We start from the raw sequence: 22448 nt of genomic DNA on the forward strand, positions 1-22448 counted from the left end.
TAACAGGAGGGAATATCATTGGAAGAACGCAAATCAACATATAATTTTCAGAATGTTAGTATTGGAGCCGACGCAGAATTGTTGCGCTTAAAAGAACAAGCTCTGATGGGTTGGGAAAAAGAATTCCGCACTCTGAAATGGTTTGGACTACAAGATGGGATGAAGGTATTGGAAGTTGGAAGTGGCCCCGGATTTGTTACTGAACAACTACTGGAGGAATTACCGCAGAGTCAAATTACCGCATTGGATATTGATGATATTCTGCTTGAAAAAGCTAGACAGAGGCTAAGTCATATCCCTGAATCAAGACTTAATTTTGTTAAAGCATCGATTTACAATACCGAACTCCCCGATAATCAGTATGACTTTGTGATTGCACGATTAATTTTCCTTCATCTACATGACCCATTGCAAGCTGCGGAAGAACTTAGCCGTGTCTTAAAACCAGGCGGGAAACTCATTATTATTGATATCGATGACGGGGTATTTGGTGCTGTTCAACCTGAACTAGATGTTTTACCATCCATATTGAAAAAGCTGTCACAACTACAAGCTTCAAGAGGTGGCAACCGGAATATCGGAAGAAGCTTGCCGCGGATTCTATCCGATTCCGGCTTTATAGACGTGGATATGGATGCAATCATCCAACATAGTGATTTACATAGTATCGAAGGCTTCAAACGACAATTTGATATCAACCGCTTTGCTGATTTCTATAAACATGGCATTATTTCTTCATACGAATTTGAGGAATTAAATAAATCCTATGACCATTTTGTTAATTCTCCGGAAGCTCATGCCATGATGCTATTTTTTATGGCGTGTGGGACAAAGCCTTTATAAAAAGGTGCTCGAATATTCTGTACTTTAACACTAGTGAGATACGCTGTTCCCCGTGTTGACTGAAACGGTAAATTTAAGAGCCATCCTTGCAGGATGGCCTTTTCTTTTTTTGAAAATAAACTAACAATTTTTCCATCATAATGTCTTCCATACTACCAGTGCTTGCCTCGTAACGGACTCCAGCGGCTTTATTGGCTATAAAATCAACCATTCAGGAAGATAAAGGACTCCAGAGACCTTATGGGCACAAATCCTGTTCAAAATCCTCTGTTTGGAACGAAATAACGTCGTCTGAGTCCACTCCATATACCTGGAGCAACTTCATCCGGAAAATAAGGACTATACGGTCCGTTAGCTCATATAAATGATCTTCCACTTTCTGGGCTGATTGTCTTGATGAATTAGTTTTGAAGAAGTTGTTTTAATAACGGATGCTTGCCCACCAGTTATATGTATTTCATTTTCTCCTGAGTAAAACAATACCCCGCAGCCATTACTGGCTGCGGGGTATGCTATATCCACTATCTTAGAATTCAAATTCAACATCGCTGAGCCGGCGTTTGATCTCAGAGATCACGCGGTGCTCTTCCTCTTCGCCTTTGGCAACGAAGGTTACGGAGAAACGTACGAAGGCTCCGGCATCATCCCAAGGTACGGTGGAGATCAGCTTCTCACGGATCAGGAACTGCGAGAAATCTTCGCCAGTCTCAAAACGGCGTCCGCCCTTCACGCCTTTCGGCGCAGCCACGTACAGGAAGAACGAGCCTTTAGGCTTCTCGGCCTGGAAGCCGAGACTGTTCAGCGCATCTACCAGCAGGTTATGACGGCGGGAATATTTGTCCGCGATCGCTTCTGTGATCGAAGGGTTAGCCAGACCATAGGCTGCAGCTTTTTGGATGGCGATAAACTGACCGGAGTCATTGTTGTCCTTCACATCGCTGAACGCTTTGACAATCAGCGGGTTGCCGGCTACAAAGCCAATTCTCCAACCAGTCATGTTATACGACTTGGACAGGGAATGCAGCTCAACACCGACATCCTTAGCACCCGGAACAGACAGGAAGCTGAGCGGCTTCACACCATCATAGGTCAGGGCAGCGTACGGTGCATCATGAATCACGACAACATCGTATTTCTTGGCCCAGACTACTACCTCAGCGAAGAACTCAGGCGTCGCACTGGCTCCCGTAGGGTTGTTCGGATAGTTCAAATAAAGCAGTTTGGCTTTCTTGGCAATGTCCTCAGGAATGGCGTTCAGATCCGGCAGGAATTTGTTCTCTTTCTTCAATTCCACCGTGTAGACTTGTCCACCCAAGTATTTGGTGTGTGTGCCCAAGACCGGATAGCCTGGAACCGTCATGATGGTGATATCGCCGGGATTAATGAAGCAAGATGGCAACATGGCCAATGCTGGCTTCGAACCGATAGAATGCACAACCTCGGTTACCGGATCAATGCCTTCCACGCTGAATACATCGTGCAAGTATTGTGCAGCTGCAGCCTTGAACTCAGGAATACCGTTATCCGAATAACCACGGTTCTCTTCCTTCGATGCTTCTTCGGCCAGCTTGGCAACAATGCCCGCGTCCGCCATTTCGTCCGGTTCGCCGACACCCATGTCAATAAGTTCGATGTCAGGGAAATCCAGCTTCGCGGATGCCTTGGCGCGTTTGATTTTCTCGAATTTATAAATCGCGGTGTCTTTACCGTAATTGGCACCGCCGATGCGGTCTGCAAAGTTACTCTGGATGAATGTATCTTGATATTGTTCAATACTCATAAAGGTCATCTCCTGGCTTTTTTTCAAAGTTCTAATCATAAATATGACGTAAACCGTGATGCAAAACCATGGATTTATTATCACTTCATTTGTACTTATCTGCTACGCAAAGCGAACAATAATTCTTCCATATCTGCTGGAAGTGGTGCACTGTACTCCATATACTCTCCAGTAGAAGGGTGAACAAATCCGAGAACAGCTGCATGCAAAGCCTGACCTTTCATCGTCGTTCCTTTGCTGCGGCCATAGATCGGATCACCAGCCAGAGGATGACCGATGAATTTCATATGTACCCGAATCTGGTGGGTGCGCCCTGTCTCCAGTTGCAGCTCCAGAAGCGTGCAATCGCCAAACCGTTCCAGTACGGTAAAATGAGTTACAGATTTTTTGCTGTTCTTCTCCGTTACGGTGTACAGCTTGCGATCATGCGGATCTCTGCCGATTGGCGCATCTACAGTTCCCTTGTCATGACTCAGATTGCCCTGAACTACAGCAATATAACGACGGGTCACACTGTGCTCCTTCAGCTGCGCAGCCAGCGAAGCATGGCTGGCGTCGTTCTTCGCGGCCATAATGAGGCCAGAGGTATCTTTGTCAATGCGGTGTACAATACCTGGACGGATCTCACCATTAATGCCGGACAAGTCCTTGCAATGATACATGAGGGCATTAACCAGTGTTCCTGAGGGATGACCTACTGCAGGATGCACGACCATTCCGCGCGGCTTGTTCACAACGATCACATCGCTGTCTTCATACACAACGTCCAGCGGGATATTTTCCGCAACCAGATCCGTGACTTCCGCTTCAGGTACCGTGACAGCGACCACGTCGCCTTCCCATAGCTTGTGATTGGCTTTGACCGTTGCACCATTCACAGTAACATTTCCGCCGTTGATCCACAGCTGAACCTGTGAGCGGGACACCTCTTCCTCCCAAGCCTCGGTGATATACTTATCAATACGCTCCCGGGCATTCTCGCCGGAGACCGTCCACTCCGTGACGTCCCTCTCTTCTTCGTAGCCGGATGCCGGTTGCTGATTGACGTCATTATTCAAATCATTCATTCCTTTCTGTGAGCTTACTTTGTTTCCTTTACTTCCGTGATCTCTTCTCCGCCCTTCATATCACGCAGCGAATCCAGAATAATCAGCGCCACACCGATAACGATGCAGGAATCCGCGACATTGAAGATCGGGAAGGTATAGCTTCCAAAATTAAATTGCAGAAAATCGACAACCTCGCCGTTCAACATCCGATCCAGGAAATTGCCGACGGCTCCACCGAGTACGAGACCTAATGCGGTAGGCAGCAATTTGCGTGTCGCTTTGACCTTATTCAGATACCATACGATACCGACAACAACCACAATGGTAACCAAAATGAAGAACCACTGCTGTCCCTCCAGAATGCCGAAAGCGGCCCCGCGGTTGCGATGGGAGGTAATCAGAAAGAAGTTCCCAATCACCGGAATTTGTTCCCCGAGCTCCAGACGCGTAGCGATTACATATTTGGTTGCCTGGTCGATCAAAAAAGCAATGAGAGCTATCAGATAATACACCACAGAAGTTGTCACTCCGTTCTTATTTTTCCCGCGTCTACGCGGTCAAATACTGATTAAAGACTCGTATATTGTAGCACAGGCCTAAAGACCCGTCTATTGCAGACCCTTTCGTGCAGGGACTCTTGGGGACTATTTTCCATCGCTAAAATCCCTTCTCTCCGGTCAACCTATCAAGGATCCCTCCCGCACAGGCGAAGGGGAAGGAATGATGTTCTGAAGCAGGATCAGAAAGGAGCACAATCAAATGACACACCTGACAGCAGAGCAGCTCTCGGAACTTCGTGCAAATCTGCACCAGCAACGGGCCGATATCCGCCACAGACTGCAAAATAATGAACATTACGGGCTGCAGGAATCCATGCGCGACAACTCCGGGGAACTGTCAGAAATCGATAACCATCCAGGCGATGCCGCTACCGACCTGTATCACCGGTCCATGGACATTTCGCTGCTGGAGCGGGACGAGCATGAGCTGGAGGATATCGATGCAGCCTTGAAGGCGATGGATGAAGGAACATATGGCACCTGTATTGCCGGCGGTGAACCTATTCCATTTGAGCGGTTAGCCGTCGTCCCAGCTACCCGTTACTGCAAAGAGCATAATCCCAAACAAAAGAAGCCGAATAACCGTCCCGCCGAAGAGGAATTCCTCACGCCCCCTTTTGGGCGAACCAGTCTTGACGAGAATGAAGAGCAGAATGGTTTTGACGGCGAAGACGCCTGGCAAATTGTCGAGAGCTGGGGTACCTCCAATTCTCCGGCCATGGCAGAAAGCAATGAGATCGGAGCTTATGAAGACATGGAGATTGAGGCCGACGAGACCGAAGGCTTCGTAGAGCCTTGGGAAAATTTCATTGCTACCGATATCGAAGGCAACAATGTAACTGTCGTTAGAGGGCGCAGCTACCAGCATTATATGGACAGCGGCGAGGGTAGTTACCTGCTTGATCCCCATGGCAAAGAAGACGGAGAAGACTAATAGAACCTATTCATGAATTATGCACAGAAAAACATCAGAATAAATCGCGTGGAGACGGTTGCAGGACGCTATATACCGGCTCCTCTTTTTTTGTTTAAGAAAACTTTGAGAAAATGTTCAGAATGTCCTAGTATAATAGTTCTGTTGAACTATATATCTGTTGGCCCTGTATAAATTCTTTTCTGTCTATGTGTATCACGAACCCAACTCAGAAGGAGTATGCACAATGAAATCTAATTACTTTAAAGAAGTACATCAGTTCAGTCATCAAGATGACCGGCGTTATCAACTGCTCATGAGAAAACTGCGGATTATCTATGCGGAAAAGAAGCAATACACTCCGCTGCAGCGGTTGAAGAGGGATTGGAACAGCTTTAGAAAGCCGATCAAAGCAAGCGGTTGGAGCAACGCAGAGGCCACGGCTTTTAAAAAGTCTTCAGTTCCAGTTGATGTTGTACAATCCGCACGATATCCGCAATATAATCCCCGATAATCGGCAGATTAAGCGCCCCGAGCACTTGAAGGACATAAATAATCGTTGCCGCAAAAAACGTGAAGCCCACTGCAATTCCAACTCCACGTGACGTTCCTGAGAGCACATTCAGCCAAATTAGGCGCCAAGGAGAGTACAGCAGCTGTGTATACTCGGCAATCCGAGACTTCTCCATCTGCTGTGCCAGATCAAAGGTCATCCGATAGACGAGGTTTAGCTTCTCCTCCGGTGGAATTTCCTCAGGATTTCGAGGATCCCCGGCTGGAGTTTCCTTGTGCCCCTTTATCTTGTCCGAGGTCTTGATGGAGATTCTCCCTCTAGGCCCTGAACCTTTGCTGTCTTCCTTTCGTTCCGTCACTGTCACCCGTCCCTTCCCATGTTCCTGGCATCTCAAAACAGACGAGCCCGGCAAAGGAAATATCTTTCCTTTAGCACGGGCTCGTTATTTTGCGCCGAAATATAAGGAACTATATTTCATGCATAGACGGACGGCCCAAAGACTGTTCATCTATGCTTGTGACGCTAGTATATGCCATTAACGGACAAGTGATACATTTTTAAGCACCGATGTGAATACCGATAGATTTGCCTCCGGCTTCCACGGTCTCAAAGGATTGTGCTCCACCTAATTCAACAGTGGTAACCAGAACGTTCTCACGTAGCACATGCTCAAATGCAGTAACCGCCGCCTTCAGTTCGTCGTCAAGATCCAGTGTCAGTGCAATGCGCTTATCGATCGGCAGATCCAGACGTTTGCGGTAATCCTGCACCGCTCGTACGATCTCCCGCACCCAGCCTTCTTGCACCAGTTCAGGCGTGATCTCGGTATTCAGCGCTACAGTGATACCATAGCCAGATGCAGAGGCGAAACCAGGCTTAGCCTGCTTCTCCACCAGCAGCTCATCGGCAGTGATTTGCAGCTCTTCCCCTTCCGGAGAGACGATGGCGATTACGCCGTCCTGTACGGCTTTGCGTGTAGCCTCACTGTCCAGGCTCTTCAGGAAGCCTTGCAGGAAGCCGATGTTTTTGCCGTATTTTTTACCAGCAACCTTCAGATTCATCTTCAAGGTAAAATCAACAAACCCGCTATCGCTGGTCTCCACCACAATGTTCTTGATGTTGATCTCATCCTTGATGATTTCTTCATAGTCGGCCACGTGGAAGCTGCGATCAATCGACACAATCAGCTCGGACAACGGCTGGCGGTTCTTAATGCCCGTCTCGTTACGCACGTTACGTGCAAGCTCTACGATGCCCCGAGCACTTTCCATATCCTGCTCCAGCTCTTTGTCGATCAGGCTTTCGTCAGCTACCGGATAATCCGCCAAGTGTACGCTCTCGCCGCCACCCAGGTTTGTGAAGATATCCTCAGACAGCATTGGTGTGAACGGCGCCATCAGCTGTGCTGTGGTCAACAGTACATGAGTCAGCGTACGGTAAGCATCCAGCTTTTCCTCGCCCAAGCCGCTGCCCCAGAAGCGGTCACGGGAACGACGGATGTACCAGTTGCTGAGCTCGTCGATGAAGTTCTCAATCGCTTTTGACGTATTGACAAAATCATTCACAGCCAGCCCTTTATCTACCAACAGAATCAGGCTGTTCATGCGAGAAAGAATCCAGCGATCCAGCTTGTGTTCGGATACTTTGAACGGATGATCCGCCGGATCATAACCGTCAATACCAGCATACAAGGTCAGGAACGCGTGCGTGTTGACCAGTGTATCCACGATTTTGGATTTGGTCTCACCGACCAGACCACGGGAGAAGCGTTTATTGTTCCATGGTGCGCTGTCGGACAGGATCGCCCAACGGAAAGCATCGGTGCCGTATTCGTTCATGATTTCCCATGGGTCAATGACATTGCCCTTGGATTTGGACATTTTTTGGCCATTTTCATCAAGAATATGACCAGTAGCAATAACCGCTTTGTAAGGCGCTACGCCCTTGAACAACGTGGAAACTGCCAGCAGGCTGTAGAACCAGCCACGAGTCTGGTCAATTCCTTCACAGATCATATCTGCCGGGAATTGGTCATCTAACGCGTCAGCATTTTCAAATGGATAGTGGCTTTGCGCAAATGGCATCGATCCGCTATCAAACCAAACGTCGATAACTTCCGATGTACGTACCATCACTCCACCCTCGCTGAACGGACTGCGCAGCTTGATGTTGTCCACGAACGGCTTGTGCAGCTCGATATCCTCTGGTACTTCGTCCACGGCCATCGCTCTCATCTCAGCGATGCTGTGCGGCGCGAACTCCTTGCCGGTGTCCTGGCAGACCCATACATTCAGCGGCGTTCCCCAATAGCGGTTACGGCTGATATTCCAGTCCACCAGCTCCTCCAGGAATTTTCCAAAACGTCCATCACGGACGTGTTCAGGATACCAGCTCACACCGTTGTTGTTGGCAATGAGTTGATCCTTGATCTCTGTCGTGCTGATGAACCAGCTGTCTGTCGCATAGTACAGAAGCGGGGTATCACAGCGCCAGCAGAACGGATAGCTGTGCTCATATTTTTCCTTGCTGTAGAGCAGACCTTTCTCCGACAACGTCTTCACGATGTCCAGATCGCAATCCTTCACGAATCGTCCGGCAAAATCAACAATCAGATCTGTATATTTACCGGAAGCATCAACCACATTCACAAAGCTGATGCCGTTCTCGCGGCAAGTCTTGTAGTCATCCTCACCATGCGCCGGAGCCATGTGTACAATCCCTGTACCGCTGGCATCTGTAACGAAAGAGGCGCCAACAATGACATTGTGCTTCTCAGCCTGAATATAGCTGAATGGAGGCGCATAGGTTTTGCCGATAAATTCGGAACCTTTATGCGTGGAAAGGATCGTATGCTCACCCTTCATCACATCATCCACCAGATTCTTCGCCAGGATGTATACTCCATCCTCTTGCTGTACCCGCACGTAATCCATGTCCGGGTTCATCGCCAACGCCATATGCGCCGGCAGCGTCCAAGGGGTTGTGGTCCAAGCCAGTACATATTCTCCGCTGTCATCCAGCTTGAACTTGGCGGTAGCACTGAGGTCTTTGACCGTCTTGTAGCCTTGTGCAACTTCGTGGGAGCTCAGTGTCGTTTGGCAGCTCGGACAGTACGGGCTAACGCGGTGCCCACGGTATAGAAGACCCTTCTCATGCACTGTCGCCAAGATGTTCCAAACACTCTCAATGTACGTATTGTTCAGGGTGATGTACGGGTTATCCAAATCCGTCCAGTACCCGATCGCTTCCGTAAATTCACGCCATTGCTTCTCGTATCCAAAGACGCTCGCTTTACATTTCTCGATGAACTTCTCGATGCCGTATTCCTCGATCTCTTGTTTCCCGGAGATTCCGAGCTGCTTCTGAACACCCAGCTCAACCGGCAGGCCGTGTGTATCCCAGCCCGCTTTACGAACAACGCGGTAGCCCTTCATCGTCTGGTAACGGCCGATAAAGTCCTTGATTACGCGTCCCAGCACGTGCCCGATATGGGGTGCACCATTCGCTGTAGGAGGTCCTTCATAGAACACATAGTTCTTGCGGCCTTCACGGTTCTCCATGGATCTGCGGAACGTATTTTCGTCGCTCCATTTCTTCAAGATGCGGACGTCTCTAGCCCGCGCTTTTTCTCTGACATCAACTTTTTGCATTTAGGGTCAAATCCTTTCTTGGTTTTTCAACCTTTTTCAATCTTTTCGATCCCTCCCAAACCCTCCCTTCGCCAAGGGAGGGCCCCAGAGGGCGCCGCCCTCTGGACACCCGGAAGCAGAGCTCCAGGTGGGAGTGGCAGTGGTGGAATAGTAACTGATACGTTGGCGCGAGAACCGGCCCTTCTTAGGCTTCCCTACGGGTTCGCCTACGCGGCCTCGACTACGACAGGCGTAGCATCGCAGTCTCCTTGCTCTGACCCGAGCCCGTGATCCTCCAAAGGAGGCAGCCTGAGGCTCGGGGACTCTGCGGCAGGCGTAGCGTCGCAGTCTCCTTGCTCTGACCCGAGCCCGCGATCCTCCAAAGGAGGCAGCCTGAGGCTCCGGGACTCTGCGGCAGGCGTAGCGTCGCAGTCTCCTTACACTGACCCGAGCCCGCGATCCTCCAAAGGAGGCAGCCTGAGGCTCGGGGACTCTGCGACAGGCGTAGCATCGCAGTCTCCTTGCTCTGACCCGAGCCCGCGATCCTCCAAAGGAGGCAGCCCGGGGCTCGGGACTCTGCGACAGGCGTAGCGGCGCAGTCTCCTTGCTCTTTAACGCTGTGGAGGCCACGCAGGCGAACCCGCCAGGGGAGCCTAAGAAGTGCCGCTCCCCCGCCGAACAAACCACCTGTCCGCTAGCCAACCTTCTTCCGTCGAGATTTACTTGCGGGTGTCCAGAGGGCTGCGGCCCTTGGGGTCCCCCTTAGAAGGGGGATTTAGGGGGATGCGTCCACGCAAAAACGAGCGCCATCCCGCCCCACAAGGGGCGAGACGACGCTCGCGATACCACCCTAATTCAGTGCATGAGCACCTCCTTAGAGGGAGAGTATTCAGGCACGATCTCAGTTCCGCGCCGTTACTTTATGACGCGGGTCCGGTATAACGTCCGGCAGACGGCTCGGCTTACACACGCGAGAATGCGCTTCAGCGTCGCTTCTAAGGGGAGATTTTCCGGCAGGGTCTGAACATCGGCTTTCAGCAATCACCGACTCTCTGGGGAACAGATTCTTGTCGTACTTGGCCCTTCATCGAATTACATATAATCATGGTTGAAGATATGTTCTAGTTATAGCCTCTTTGAGCTTAAATGTCAACCGGACAGAACACACCTAAAATGCGTTCTCGGTAACCTCACGACTCTCAAGTGCATTCCAGTCATCCTGGGAGAGCAGCTCCAGCTGGGCTTCAAGCAGCGTCCGGAAACGAGTCCGGTAAATAGAAGCCTGCTTACGCAGCTCTTCAGTCTCAATCGAAATTCTGCGGGATTTGGATAAAGCTTCGTTAATGATACGGTCAGCGTTTTTCTCCGCTTCCTTGATAATCAGCTGCGATTCCTTCTTGGAGTTGTTCTTCACTTCATCAGCTGCTTCCTGAGCAATGATGATCGTCTTGGACAATGTCTCCTCGATGTTCACAAAGTGGTCCAGACGCTCCTGAAGGGCCAGGAGCTGATTTTGCAGTTCCTTGTTCTCACGAATGACGCTTTCGTAATCCTTGATGACCTGGTCCAAAAACTCGTTGACCTCATCTTCGTCATAACCGCGGAGCCGCCGGGAAAACTCCTTGTTATGTATATCGAGCGGCGTTAATGGCATGCTGTGCACCTCCTAGAAATTTCGGACCTTCCTGGCCTCTGCAGCCGTGCAGCAGACAAAGAAGCAAGATTGTAACTCAAGTATTAGGCAGAAGTTGCTGTTTCATACTCACTGCCGGCTAGGGTCCGCCTCTTCTACACTATCGGCGTCCAGCTTCAAATTCGTTTGTTTCCCACGAGTTAATCATTTTCGACAAGGAAAGCGGGATTCCTGCAAAGGGATTCACACAAATTTGCCAACCTGAACCCGGTATCGGCCTTTTTTCGTCAAGCCGCCGACTTCCAGCACCTTGAAACGGCCAAAGCCTTGCAGAGATACCACATCGCCTTCCTTGAGTGCGGTGGACGGATCCTCCTCCACCTTCCAGTTCACCCGTACCCGTCCGCTTTTGATCGGCGCAAGAATTTTGCTCCGGCTAAGACGGGTCACATCCGCAGCAATGCCGTCAAGCCGCAGGGAGGCCACAGTCAAATCCATCATTTCAAGCTTGGTCTCACTGCTACGCAGCGAGGAAAGCGGTAAGATTTCAGTGCTGACATTAACCTTATGCACACCATGCAGATTCATGGTGAGATAATCGGCGATATCTGCCGTTACTACGACATGGCAACCATCTGCAAGCACATGAATATCACCAATTTTGCTTCGTTTGATTCCAAGGCCCAGAATGGCGCCCATATAATCCCCATGCTCCAGAGCCAGAAATTTCTGCTCCCCGGAGGTAATCGCTAACACTTTCATTTCCATGTCTTCGCCATCCAGCTCGCGGTAATCTGGAGCAATGAGGGCTCTGCACCGCTCTGCATCTTCATGGCCACCTTCCAATCTGACTATGACATCAGGATGGCGGTTCACCAGACTATGCAGAATATGACCTTGGCGCGGATCGAGGAAATCAGTCAGTTTACTCTCATGATATTCCCCAGCAGCCGTCACCCAGTCCCAGGCCCTGTCCACAAACTGCCGCTCGTCGGGATGAAAATGCCCGTAAATTTCTGTCTTCAACATAGGTTACAGAACATAGCTCAGCAAAGATTTGAGGCCGTAAACCGCCCATCTGAGTACAAACAACGCAACGATCGGCGAGATATCCAGCATTCCGAAAAGTGGCGGAATAATCTTGCGGAACGGTGACAAATACGGTTCAACCAGCTTTGCCAGCAGTTCCCCAATAAAATTCTCACGGACACTAGGAACCCAGGACATCAGGATATAGATAAAAATCATGTAGAAGTAAATATTAAACAGGATATCAATAATGGAGCTCACTTCTTGGTACAAAGCCCGTTCACCTCATTCTGTTATAGTCTTGTTCGTCGCCAAGGATCTCGGTGATGGAGCCTTGAATTTCAACCGTATCCGGAGTGCACATAAATATATTGCCCCCGATTTTGGATATTCCTCCACCCAGGGCATAAACAGTTCCGCTTAGAAAATCAATAATTCGCATAGCCTGGTCATTGCGCACACGCTGCAGGTTAATTACAACGGTCCGGTGTGCCCGGAGATGATCGGCAATTTCCTGCGCCTCCTCATAGGAACGCGGTTCATACAGCACAACCTTGACATTTTTCTGTGAGTGGATGCTGACGACGTTGTTGGTCCGCTGATTCTTGCGGGTTTCTACAGGGGTTGGCTCGTACTCATCTTCCTCACGTGAAGAAATCTGCTCCCGCTCCACAATCTCCTCTTCCTCCTGCAAGCCAAAAAAACTCATAAAACGGTTCATAACACCCATCACCTATCCCTCCTTGTGACCTACCAACACCGTACCCAAGCGAACCCAGGTAGCTCCTTCCTCTATCGCCACTTCAAAATCATTTGACATTCCCATCGACAATTCCGTAATCGGCTCCGGTGTCAGTCCCTGCCGATTCAGCTCATCACGCAATTCTCGAAGTCCACGGAAGACAGGGCGAGTCAGTTCAGGCTCCATCTCATAAGGTGCCATGGTCATCAGTCCGATCACGTTAACGCGGTCAAGATCAGCGATTTCCTGCAAAAATCCCGGTACATCTGCAGGTGACAAACCAAACTTCGTATCCTCACCCGAGATGTTAACCTGCAGAAAAACATTGACCTTCTGTCCGATGCTCTCGGCCTTTCGCTGCAGCTCCCGGGCCAGCGAAATACGGTCCAGGGAGTGTATATATTGAAATTTACCGATAACATCCTTAACCTTATTCGTTTGCAAGTGACCGATGAAATGCCAGGTCCCCTTCTCTCCCAAGGCCAACCACTTATGCTCAGCATTCTGCCAGCGGCTCTCGGCGATATGCTCCAGCCCTGCTTCCAGCACAGCGGATACCGTTTCCAAGGAAACGTATTTTGTAACCGCGATTACCTTGACGTCCTTACGGTCTCGTCCGCTCGTTGCGCAGGCACGTGCTATGCGCTCTTCTACCTCGGCTATTCTCTCCTGTAGTGTTAAAGCCAACTTTCAACTCTCCTTTATTCCGATCCAGCTCGTCATTCTGCCTGTAATCCCATTTTCCGCACGGTATGAAAAGAAAATATCTGTATTACAGCTTGTACACCATGATGTACATTCGATATGAGTCGGCAATATTCCTGCTTTTATCATAATGCGTCGATTCATTTCTTTCAAGTTCAGCATACATTTACTGCTATCTGCAGCAGAAGGACTGTACAGCACTTCACCCTGCCCTGGTGACTCCCCACACTCTGCTTCCAGACGCCGGATATGATCCATCACATAATCGTCGACTTCATAACAGCAATCACCAATCGAAGGGCCGATGGCGGCACGAATATCCTCCGGACGACTCCCATATGCTTGCTCCATAGCCTGAACAGCGGCAGCAGCAATTTCCGCTACAGTCCCTTTCCAGCCTGCATGAGCAAGACCTACGGCACAATTGATGGGATCATAGAAATACAGCGGCACACAATCTGCATAGAATGAAGTCAGCAGTACACCAGGAATGTTGGTGACCATTGCATCTGTAGCCTGAAAAGCAGAGGCTCGATCCAGACGACCCCGTCCACGGTCATTCTCTGTAACAACAGCGACTGTAGCACCATGCGTTTGCTCACCACAGGTCCAGTCCTCCAGGGCAAATCCCAGACTATCGACCAACTTTGTCCGGTTATTCATAACATTGTCGGGATCATCCCCGACATGGAATGCACAGTTAAAACTATCATAGGGTGCCGTACCGGTCCCACCCTCTCTGCCAGTAAATCCCGCAGTTATTTCCGGATGCTCCTCAGCCCACGGTTCCAGCCGCAGTAGCATAGGAGCCTTCCCGCTCCGTACAAACGGTTCCATTTCCTCACCTCCGCCTTAGTGTAACACAGGGCAAAACTCCCCACAAAGAAATGCCTTTGATTCAGGGCAAATTCTGAAAATCCAGGCATTTTGACCTAGATTGTAAGAGAAGATCCAAAGAAAAAGACGCATCATTAATACATGCGCCGTTCACTCCGGTCTCCCCGCTCCAAATACATCGTCTGCCGTTCTTCCTCAGCCTGGGGCATCCGGTTCTCTTCAATTTTCACGAGGACAACATCCGATCCAATCTTCACAATATTCCTCCAGGGAATGATCAGGTCTGCACCACCGCCGAACAATCCCATGAAACGGGTATACCCGGGAACCACAATAGCATCAATAACACCCCGCCGGAGATCCAGCTCCAAGTCACTGATCTGTCCCAGTCGCTTACCGTCTACGATATTGATGACATCCTTAGTCTGAAAATCAGAGATCTTCATTTTTTTGCCCGCTCCTATAGTTTCCTGATTCATTTCATCACCCCTGTACTATCAGACCTATAGTCCAATATATGATCCCTAAGCTTGGCAACATGTCTATTTCGTCCCCATTCTCCCTCCCTCGGACAAATATAATTTGGAAGCACTATGCAGCTTTGTCGGTGAGATGGAGCATTTCATGGAATACTGCAAGTCGAGGCTGCCTGTGCGTTCATAGGATAGTTCTAGATTAGAAATGCACATAGAAAATGGGATGTCCCCAAGCCTTGAATTCGGCTGAAGGGACATCCCATTTTTAGTGAAGCTAATAATTACGATTTAACATGCTTCTGCATTTGCTGAATTGCGGATTTCTCCAGACGTGAGACCTGGGCCTGTGAAATGCCGATTTCATCAGCGACTTCCATCTGAGTCTTCCCTTCGAAAAAGCGCATGGATAGAATTCGCTTCTCCCGGCCACCTAACTTCCGCATAGCTTCCCGCAAGGCAATTTCCTCAATCCATGAGACATCCTTATTCTTATCATCACTGATCTGGTCCATGACATAAATCGGATCCCCGCCGTCATGATAGATCGGCTCGAACAAGGACACTGGATCCTGAATGGCATCTAGGGCAAAGACAACATCCTCTTTAGGTACGCCAAGGGCTTGCGAAATTTCGAAAATCGTCGGTTCCCGCGAGTTCTGGTTGGTCAGACTGTCGCGAACCTGCAGCGCCTTATAGGCGATATCCCGCAGCGATCTGGAGACACGAATCGGATTGTTATCGCGCAGATATCTGCGAATCTCGCCGATGATCATGGGAACCGCATATGTGGAGAACTTAACATTTTGCGATAAGTCAAAATTGTCGATGGCTTTCATAAGCCCGATGCACCCCACCTGGAACAGGTCGTCCACGAATTCCCCCCGGTTGTTGAACCGCTGAATTACACTCAGGACCAACCTCAGGTTGCCGTTAACCAATTTCTCTCTGGCGGATCGCTCCCCCTGTTGCTGCAGCGAAGTGAACAATTCACGCATTTCAACGTTCGTTAGAACGGGCAATTTGGATGTGTCCACACCGCAAATCTCGACTTTATTACGGGTCATGATGATTAACCTCCCAAGGAGAAACATTACTGTACATTATCTCCCCGGTCCGGCATTTTATTCCTTGATGATCTCACCTCAGACCATCTTGTTGAACTCCTTACGCAGTCGCTTGATAATTCTTTTTTCCAGACGTGAGATGTAGGATTGGGAGATGCCCAGCAGATCAGCCACATCTTTTTGTGTCTTCTCCTCACCGCCGCGCAGCCCAAATCTCAGCTCCATAATCAGCCGCTCCCGCTCACTCAGCTTCTCCAGCGCCTTCTGCAACAGCTTGCGGTCCACCTGTTCTTCAATGTTCCGGTAAATCGTATCATTCTCGGTTCCCAGTACATCGGACAGCAGGAGTTCATTACCGTCCCAATCAATATTCAACGGCTCATCGAAGGAGACCTCGCTGCGTGTTTTGCTGTTGCGCCGCAGATACATCAGAATCTCATTCTCAATACAACGCGAAGCGTAGGTTGCAAGTTTGATCTTTTTCTCCGGGTCAAAGGTGTTAACCGCCTTAATCAGTCCGATCGCACCGATAGAGACGAGATCCTCAATGTTGATCCCAGTATTCTCGAATTTGCGGGCAATGTAGACGACAAGCCGCAGGTTGCGCTCAATCAGCATCGCACGTACAGCCGCATCACCACTAGACAGCCGCTGCAGCAGAAACTCTTCCTCCTCGCGTGTTAACGGGGGTGGCAGAGCTTCACTCCCGCCGATATAATAAATTTCCTGGCTTTTCAGTCCCAGCAGAAAAAGCATGCGGTAATATTGTAGCTGCAGCGAAATCTTCCATTTGATCATTCTTGTTCCTCCTTCAAGATGTGCCTGGCTCGTAAAAGAATGGCCTTGAGAAACGTACATGTCTGTCAGTCGTATGCCCATATTAGGAAGGCACCGCCTCGGCGCTTTCCCGCACAACCAGATCGGGATGTATCACAGCCCGGTACGCTCCGTCTCCCGAAAGTGTCCCGCCATCCAGCCCGATTAGCACCCGCTTACAGCAAAAGGTGTCTGCATCCAGCCTTATGGTCACAAGGTCAGGCTTCAGGGCGAGCATAAACGATGCACTTCGGTTTACTCCCCGGTAAGGAACAAGCCGAATTCTGTCTTGCCAAGCAAAGGACTGCCCGTCCGTCTCCAGTAAAAGTTGGTCCGCACTACTCTGTGTCAGCCTCCCCTTCCAGGATGCTGGAAGCTGCTTCTCCCAGAGCGACGACTCCATGACCATGACTGGAATACGAGTCAACGGATCACTTAGTCTGTTGCCTGTATCCAGCAGGCCAAGGCAGGTAACGGTTACACCATCAATCTCCACAGTCACCTCGCCGATATAAGACTCTAGCTGTTCTCGCTTCATCCTAGAAGTGTGTACCGCCTTGAAGCAGAGCAGCACCAAAGGCAGAAGTGCAATAACGAACCAAATGCCGATTTTTAGCCTGTAGGCATGCCCGCCTGCCGCCGTGAACATGATGCCATTCCAGATATCACCTGAGCTCTGCAATAGATAGTGAATGCCAACAATTCCTCCTGCCGCCGCAAAATTGATGATATAAAAAGCGCCCATCGTCCGCAGATAGCGCTGAAGGCTCCCGAACCCAAAGGCAATCCACAGCATAATCACTGACAATCCGAACTTGATAAGGAAGGTATAGAGGAAGGTCAGCTCCGGTACAAACATCATAACCACATACAGTGCTCCAACCACAGCAGATAGTACAAGCCTCCACCAAGATACTTTGAGCTTGACCAGCCAGCCCGTCAGCCAGAGCAGCACTCCGTCAATCAGCAAATTGGCGGCGAATATCAAGTCAATATAAACTACCAGGACATTCACCTGCCTACAGACTGCAATCTATTCCCGAAACGGACAATAGAGCAGGCTCTCTTTTTTGGACGATATGATTAGTATAGAAAGTCTCGTATTCAAAGTCTGTCTAAACTTGGGAGGCATTCTTGCGGTTTTTTTGTCGAGTTATAGAACAGCTACCGCCATTGCAGCGTAAAAAGACCAGCCGTTTCCGGCTGGCCCTAAGCTAATTATTATATTAAATCATAAGCGTCTGCTTACGCAGCATTTGTAATACTTTAAATGTTAAGGGTTACTAGATTCAATCTCCTCGTCACTCAGTCCGGTAGCTTCGCGAATTTCTGCCTGGTTCAACCCCATTGCCAACAGTTTCTTGGCGATTTCCAGCTTAGCCTTTAGTTGTCCTTCATGTAAACCTTCTTTCAAACCTTCTTTCAAACCTTCTTTCAAACCTTCTTGCATGCCCTTTTGCAAACCTCTTTCCCAGCCATTCTCAGCTGCATCACGAAGAGAAGCTTCATCATGCAAATATTTTTGGCGGGCTTCATAAATTCGGCGGGCCTCCGAATCCTGACTTAAAAACTGCAATGTATCCATGGCCTTCTTCATGACCGGTTCATTCATGCTCAGCACCTCCCAGTGAGATTGGTCTATACCTTTGAGAAATAACAGCCAGTTCACTAAACCTTCTTGCTCGGGAGGTGAGGACAATTTCAGGTTCGGCAGCTCCAGAAAGTGTATCTCTATATCCTGGGTGAGCGCTATGCCGCAATGATCCTCACGCAAATGAAAAACACTATGATACTGCTCGCCAGGCAACAAGCTATAATTCAAAATGTTGATCGTCACACACTTTTTAAGATCTCTATATTTGCCGCTTTCCTGAAGCTGTCCGGAATACCGTTTGCTCCAGTAATAAAGCGTTCGTTTTTCAATATCATATTTGTTAAACAGCTGCATCTCAATATCAATCATTCTGCCATCTACTGTCTTGGCCCATATATCGAAGATAGATTGCTTGTCCAGCGGATCATCCTTATCCGTATATGGATTCAGCAGTACCACTTCATCCAGGGCAGGTTCTCCCGCCTCGGCGAAAATCCTGTTAAGAAAGGCCAATAACACATCTTTATTGTTGTCACTGGCAAAAATCCGTTTAAATACAAAATCCACCCGGGGATCGAGCAGTTCCATCATGTCATCTCCCGTTATTGTTATTATAACAGCAGGCACAATAAAAAAACACCGCATTGCCCATAGCTGTCAGCTAAAGCAATACGGTGCTTCCGTATATCTCATTAAAATCTATTTAGTCATTATTGCCACGTGTACGGTTCCGGAGGAACGTTGGAATATCGAGCTGATCAGAAGTATTCTGATTGCCGAACGGACGCAAATTAGCATTCTTATCCGCCGCTGCAGGCTCGGTACTCGTACTCGGAGCTGCCGGACGACGACCAGGAGCCATAGAAGAAGGCTTATGTTCAAAGCCAGTCGCGATAACCGTAACTTTGATCTCATCCTTCATACTCTCTTCGATAATCGCACCAAAGATCATATTAACTTCCGGGTCCGATGCCTCGGTGACGATTTCTGCCGCTTCATTAACCTCATAAAGTGAAAGGTTAGATCCACCGGTAATATTCATGATAACTCCGCGTGCGCCTTCAATAGACGTCTCCAGGAGCGGGCTCATAATCGCTTTGCGTGCAGCTTCCGCAGCACGGTTCTCACCGTTAGCGATACCAATGCCCATCAGTGCTGAACCACGTTCAGTCATGATCGTCTTCACGTCTGCAAAGTCAAGGTTGATTAAGCCGGGAACCTGAATCAAATCCGAGATACCCTGTACCGCTTGACGCAATACGTTGTCTGCTTCGCGGAAAGCTTCAAGCATCGGGGTCTTCTTGTCGACGATTTCGAGAAGTCGGTCATTCGGGATAACGATTAAGGTATCGACCTTTTCTTTCAAAGCTTCAATACCAAGATCAGCTTGATTCGAACGCTTTCTGCCTTCAAAGGTAAACGGGCGTGTCACCACGCCTACAGTCAATGCTCCACACTCTCTTGCAATTTCAGCAATTACCGGTGCTGCTCCTGTTCCTGTACCGCCGCCCATTCCTGCGGTAACAAATACCATGTCTGCACCCTTAAGCGTATTTGAGATCAAATCACGGGATTCCTCAGCCGCTTTTTTGCCGACCTCTGGATTGGCTCCTGCACCAAGTCCACGAGTCAATTTATCCCCAATTTGCAGCTTATGCTCCGATTTGGCCATATGCAGCGCCTGGGCATCCGTGTTAACGGTAATGAACTCGACACCTTGAACGCCATTTTCAATCATCCGGTTGACCGCATTGCTTCCGCCGCCACCCACGCCAATGACTTTTATTTGCGCCAAGCTCTCCATTTCAAAATCAAATTCCAACATATTGTTCCATCTCCCCCTAGAAAAGTGCTTGGATGCCCGGTCCAAGTATATCTGGTCTTACAGTTATATAAACTCGCTGAACATGTTCTTCAGACGTTCCACCAATCCAGGCTTCCGAGCGGTATCCTGGTTGGGTGCGGCACTTTGCTTCGTGCGGGCCGCCGTCTTCTTGTTGCCGCTTCCGCCGGTACTGCGTCCACGGAATCTGCGGACCACATTATGCAGAATGCCGACACCACCGGTAAATCCGGGGTCGCGCACACCGATATAATCGGGTACAGCTATACGTACAGATGCCGCCAGCTCTGCTTGAGCAACCTTTAACACACCTGGCATAGAAACAGTGCCGCCCGATAGTATATAACCTCCGGGGAGCTCACTGTAACCCAGGCGCTTCACTTCCTTGCGGATTAGATGGAAAATTTCCTGGACTCGCGGTTCAATAATCGCCGCCAGATCCTCCTGGTTGAACTCCTTCTCCACGTTGCTGCCAATACGCAGCACCTTGAAGACCACATCCGAAGCCGCATCGTCGATCCAGGCGCAGCCATACTTCAGCTTCACCTTCTCCGCCTGATCGGTCAGTGTCCGAAGTCCATAGGCAATATCATTGGTTACAAATTCCCCTCCGATCGGAATCGTAGAGGTTGCAGTGAGGGAACCCTCTTCATATACGGCAATTGTAGTTGATCCTGCTCCGATATCGACCAAGACCGATCCCATCGACTTCTCGTCTTTAGAGAGCGCCAATCCACCAGCGCCAAGAGACATCAGTACAAGATCCTTAACTTTCAATCCTGATTTCTCTACGCAGCGCAGCAAATTATGTATTGGCGTCTTCGCACCAGTGATAATGGTCGCGTCAACTTCCAGACGGACGCCTATCATCCCGCGCGGGTCCTGAATGCCCTCCAGGCCATCGACGATATATTGCTTGGCGACAACATCGATCACTTCGCGTTCTGGAGGCAAGGCGAGCACCTCCGCTGCCTTGATCACGCGATCAATATCATCTTCACCGATCTCACGGTCTTCATTCTGAACGGCCACGACACCGTGGCTGGATTGCAGGCCGATATGGTTGCCGGTAATCCCGACATAGACCTCGGATATTTGAATACCAACCATCTGCTCTGCATGTTCTACAGCGCTTCTGATTGATTGCACAGTCTGGTCGATATCTACAATCGCACCTTTGCGTATTCCTTCCGAATCAGCAGATCCAACGCCAATAATATTAAAGGTTCCATTGGTAACTTCACCAATGATCGCCCGAACTTTGGATGTACCGATGTCCAAACTAACAATGATGTCATTGTTGCTCAAGCCCTATGGCACCTCCTGTTATAATCAAAGTAAATTGCAAAGCCTTTCCCGTTCTCGGGAAACATCTTCTGTACATATTCAACATACCTAATCCTTTCCCTCTTTTTTCTACAAATTTTTTGAGTGGAATAATAATACAGCTATCCCAGAAGCAAATGACTCTGCTAAAAAGCAAAAAGCAGACCATTTCACACAAGAAATATAAGCAAAAGAGTGAAAATATATCCATAAATATGCTCAGATTCCAAAAAATCCGGAGAAAAAAGAGGGATGGAGCTCATAACCCATAAAATCTATTTTAGCATTTTTTTAAATCTATTAGTAGGGACTATTTACTCTTGTGTACCTATTTCCCCTCTGTTTCTGCGTCTTCCGGTTGGAACGGAACGTAGGAATCCGCCTCTAGCATCGTGATCAATCCGGGTTGCTCCGTTTCTATGACCTGATTAAGATAGCCCACCTTGTTCTTTAGCAGCGAAATCGCCGTAATCACCTCGAATTTGGAGCGGGTGTACAGCTTAATTCTGTCCGGAAAAGACAGCGTCGGTGAAGGTACAATTTCAGAAATATCACTCGTCAGCTCATTAGGAATCCCAGCCAGTACCTGCGAGAGCTTTGCCTTAAACGGATCGGATGGATTCCAATTGGTCAAAATAGGCTTCTCGACGGCAATTCCGGTCTCATTTACCTTGACAGCTGCTCCGCTAGAGAGAATAGCCTTGAGGCTGCCATCCTGATCCAGTTCATAAGCCACCGCCGGGTACTCCTCAATGTGTATGGAAATTAAGCCCGGGAACTTTTTATCTACCGTTGCTTTTTGCACTGTATCCAGTTTCATCAGAGATTCCTCCACAGCGCTCTTGGAGACAGCAAAGAACTGTCCTCCGGTCTGCAGACCGCTTTGGGCTAGCAATTCTTCTTGCGTCGAATACTTGCTTCCCTCAAAATCTATCTCTGTAATCCGGCTGGCAGACGAACGGAAAAAAATCACAGCGAGCAGCGCGGTGAACAGCAGGATTAGAATAAAGGTAACCTTGCGGCTCATTTTCTTTTTGGGCTTGTCCTCTTTCAATAGAGGCACAGTGGTTTTAGACATTCTCATTTCTCCGTAGT

21 protein-coding genes are annotated in these 22448 nt (G+C 49.1%); 2 read left to right on the forward strand and 19 right to left on the reverse strand.

Translation table 11 applies throughout. From position 1 onward, the window contains the following. The first annotated feature begins 18 nt into the window (after positions 1 to 18). A complete protein-coding gene (locus ACFVU8_RS11770; RefSeq protein WP_387427522.1) occupies positions 19 to 843 on the forward strand; it encodes a class I SAM-dependent methyltransferase in 825 nt (274 codons plus the stop codon). Positions 844 to 1369: 526 nt separating this feature from the next. Here ACFVU8_RS11770 and ACFVU8_RS11775 read toward each other — a convergent pair. From ACFVU8_RS11775 to lspA, 3 genes are all read right to left on the reverse strand, one after another. Next, positions 1370 to 2623: an LL-diaminopimelate aminotransferase gene (locus tag ACFVU8_RS11775; protein ID WP_379465778.1), complete on the reverse strand. Its 1254-nt coding sequence runs from the start codon at positions 2621 to 2623 to the stop codon at positions 1370 to 1372. Positions 2624 to 2718: 95 nt separating this feature from the next. Then, positions 2719 to 3690, reverse strand: a complete 972-nt coding sequence (locus tag ACFVU8_RS11780; protein WP_379465779.1) for an RluA family pseudouridine synthase — start codon at positions 3688 to 3690, stop codon at positions 2719 to 2721. A gap of 14 nt (positions 3691 to 3704) precedes the next feature. Further along, positions 3705 to 4187, reverse strand: a complete 483-nt coding sequence (gene lspA, locus ACFVU8_RS11785) for a signal peptidase II (RefSeq protein ID WP_387428008.1) — start codon at positions 4185 to 4187, stop codon at positions 3705 to 3707. Between the two features lie 244 nt (positions 4188 to 4431). Between lspA and ACFVU8_RS11790 the strand changes: the two genes are divergently transcribed. Continuing rightward, complete coding sequence (locus tag ACFVU8_RS11790) at positions 4432 to 5166, forward strand: TraR/DksA C4-type zinc finger protein (RefSeq protein WP_379465780.1); 735 nt, start codon at positions 4432 to 4434, stop codon at positions 5164 to 5166. Between the two features lie 425 nt (positions 5167 to 5591). Here the strand turns inward: ACFVU8_RS11790 and ACFVU8_RS11795 are convergent, their stop codons facing one another. The 16 genes from ACFVU8_RS11795 to ACFVU8_RS11870 all read right to left on the reverse strand — a co-directional run bounded on the left by ACFVU8_RS11795 (position 5592) and on the right by ACFVU8_RS11870 (position 22431). Continuing rightward, positions 5592 to 5894: a DUF5665 domain-containing protein gene (locus ACFVU8_RS11795; protein WP_379465943.1), complete on the reverse strand. Its 303-nt coding sequence runs from the start codon at positions 5892 to 5894 to the stop codon at positions 5592 to 5594. A 322-nt stretch (positions 5895 to 6216) separates the two neighbouring features. Beyond that, entirely contained in the window at positions 6217 to 9309 is a 3093-nt protein-coding gene (gene ileS, locus ACFVU8_RS11800) for an isoleucine--tRNA ligase (RefSeq protein WP_379465781.1), read from the reverse strand. A gap of 1147 nt (positions 9310 to 10456) precedes the next feature. After that, on the reverse strand, positions 10457 to 10942 hold the full coding sequence (locus ACFVU8_RS11805) for a DivIVA domain-containing protein (RefSeq protein WP_066364112.1): 486 nt from the start codon (positions 10940 to 10942) through the stop codon (positions 10457 to 10459). Between the two features lie 222 nt (positions 10943 to 11164). Then, entirely contained in the window at positions 11165 to 11947 is a 783-nt protein-coding gene (locus tag ACFVU8_RS11810) for a YlmH family RNA-binding protein (RefSeq protein ID WP_387428010.1), read from the reverse strand. Between the two features lie 6 nt (positions 11948 to 11953). Next, a complete protein-coding gene (locus ACFVU8_RS11815; RefSeq protein WP_139084608.1) occupies positions 11954 to 12223 on the reverse strand; it encodes a YggT family protein in 270 nt (89 codons plus the stop codon). 7 nt (positions 12224 to 12230) lie between these two features. Further along, complete coding sequence (locus ACFVU8_RS11820) at positions 12231 to 12680, reverse strand: cell division protein SepF (protein ID WP_066364116.1); 450 nt, start codon at positions 12678 to 12680, stop codon at positions 12231 to 12233. 3 nt (positions 12681 to 12683) lie between these two features. After that, positions 12684 to 13379: a YggS family pyridoxal phosphate-dependent enzyme gene (locus tag ACFVU8_RS11825; RefSeq protein WP_387427523.1), complete on the reverse strand. Its 696-nt coding sequence runs from the start codon at positions 13377 to 13379 to the stop codon at positions 12684 to 12686. 3 nt (positions 13380 to 13382) lie between these two features. Then, entirely contained in the window at positions 13383 to 14234 is an 852-nt protein-coding gene (pgeF, locus tag ACFVU8_RS11830) for a peptidoglycan editing factor PgeF (RefSeq protein WP_387427525.1), read from the reverse strand. A 134-nt stretch (positions 14235 to 14368) separates the two neighbouring features. Then, a complete protein-coding gene (locus ACFVU8_RS11835) occupies positions 14369 to 14713 on the reverse strand; it encodes a YlmC/YmxH family sporulation protein (protein ID WP_175372889.1) in 345 nt (114 codons plus the stop codon). A gap of 278 nt (positions 14714 to 14991) precedes the next feature. Next, on the reverse strand, positions 14992 to 15774 hold the full coding sequence (gene sigG, locus ACFVU8_RS11840) for an RNA polymerase sporulation sigma factor SigG (protein ID WP_066364124.1): 783 nt from the start codon (positions 15772 to 15774) through the stop codon (positions 14992 to 14994). Between the two features lie 78 nt (positions 15775 to 15852). Next, on the reverse strand, positions 15853 to 16572 hold the full coding sequence (gene sigE / locus ACFVU8_RS11845; RefSeq protein ID WP_066364125.1) for an RNA polymerase sporulation sigma factor SigE: 720 nt from the start codon (positions 16570 to 16572) through the stop codon (positions 15853 to 15855). An 82-nt stretch (positions 16573 to 16654) separates the two neighbouring features. Continuing rightward, a complete protein-coding gene (spoIIGA, locus tag ACFVU8_RS11850; RefSeq protein ID WP_387427527.1) occupies positions 16655 to 17605 on the reverse strand; it encodes a sigma-E processing peptidase SpoIIGA in 951 nt (316 codons plus the stop codon). 258 nt (positions 17606 to 17863) lie between these two features. Next, complete coding sequence (locus tag ACFVU8_RS11855; RefSeq protein ID WP_387427529.1) at positions 17864 to 18775, reverse strand: Rpn family recombination-promoting nuclease/putative transposase; 912 nt, start codon at positions 18773 to 18775, stop codon at positions 17864 to 17866. Between the two features lie 112 nt (positions 18776 to 18887). Then, positions 18888 to 20009: a cell division protein FtsZ gene (gene ftsZ, locus ACFVU8_RS11860; RefSeq protein WP_175372886.1), complete on the reverse strand. Its 1122-nt coding sequence runs from the start codon at positions 20007 to 20009 to the stop codon at positions 18888 to 18890. Positions 20010 to 20072: 63 nt separating this feature from the next. Then, a complete protein-coding gene (ftsA, locus tag ACFVU8_RS11865) occupies positions 20073 to 21335 on the reverse strand; it encodes a cell division protein FtsA (RefSeq protein ID WP_175372885.1) in 1263 nt (420 codons plus the stop codon). 346 nt (positions 21336 to 21681) lie between these two features. Next, positions 21682 to 22431, reverse strand: coding sequence for a cell division protein FtsQ/DivIB (locus tag ACFVU8_RS11870; protein WP_379465787.1), 750 nt, complete (start codon positions 22429 to 22431; stop codon positions 21682 to 21684). Positions 22432 to 22448 lie beyond the last annotated feature (17 nt).

The sequence above is a fragment of the Paenibacillus sp. NPDC058177 genome (genome assembly GCF_042883835.1).
In the GTDB taxonomy this organism is placed as follows: domain Bacteria; phylum Bacillota; class Bacilli; order Paenibacillales; family Paenibacillaceae; genus Paenibacillus_AQ; species Paenibacillus_AQ agri.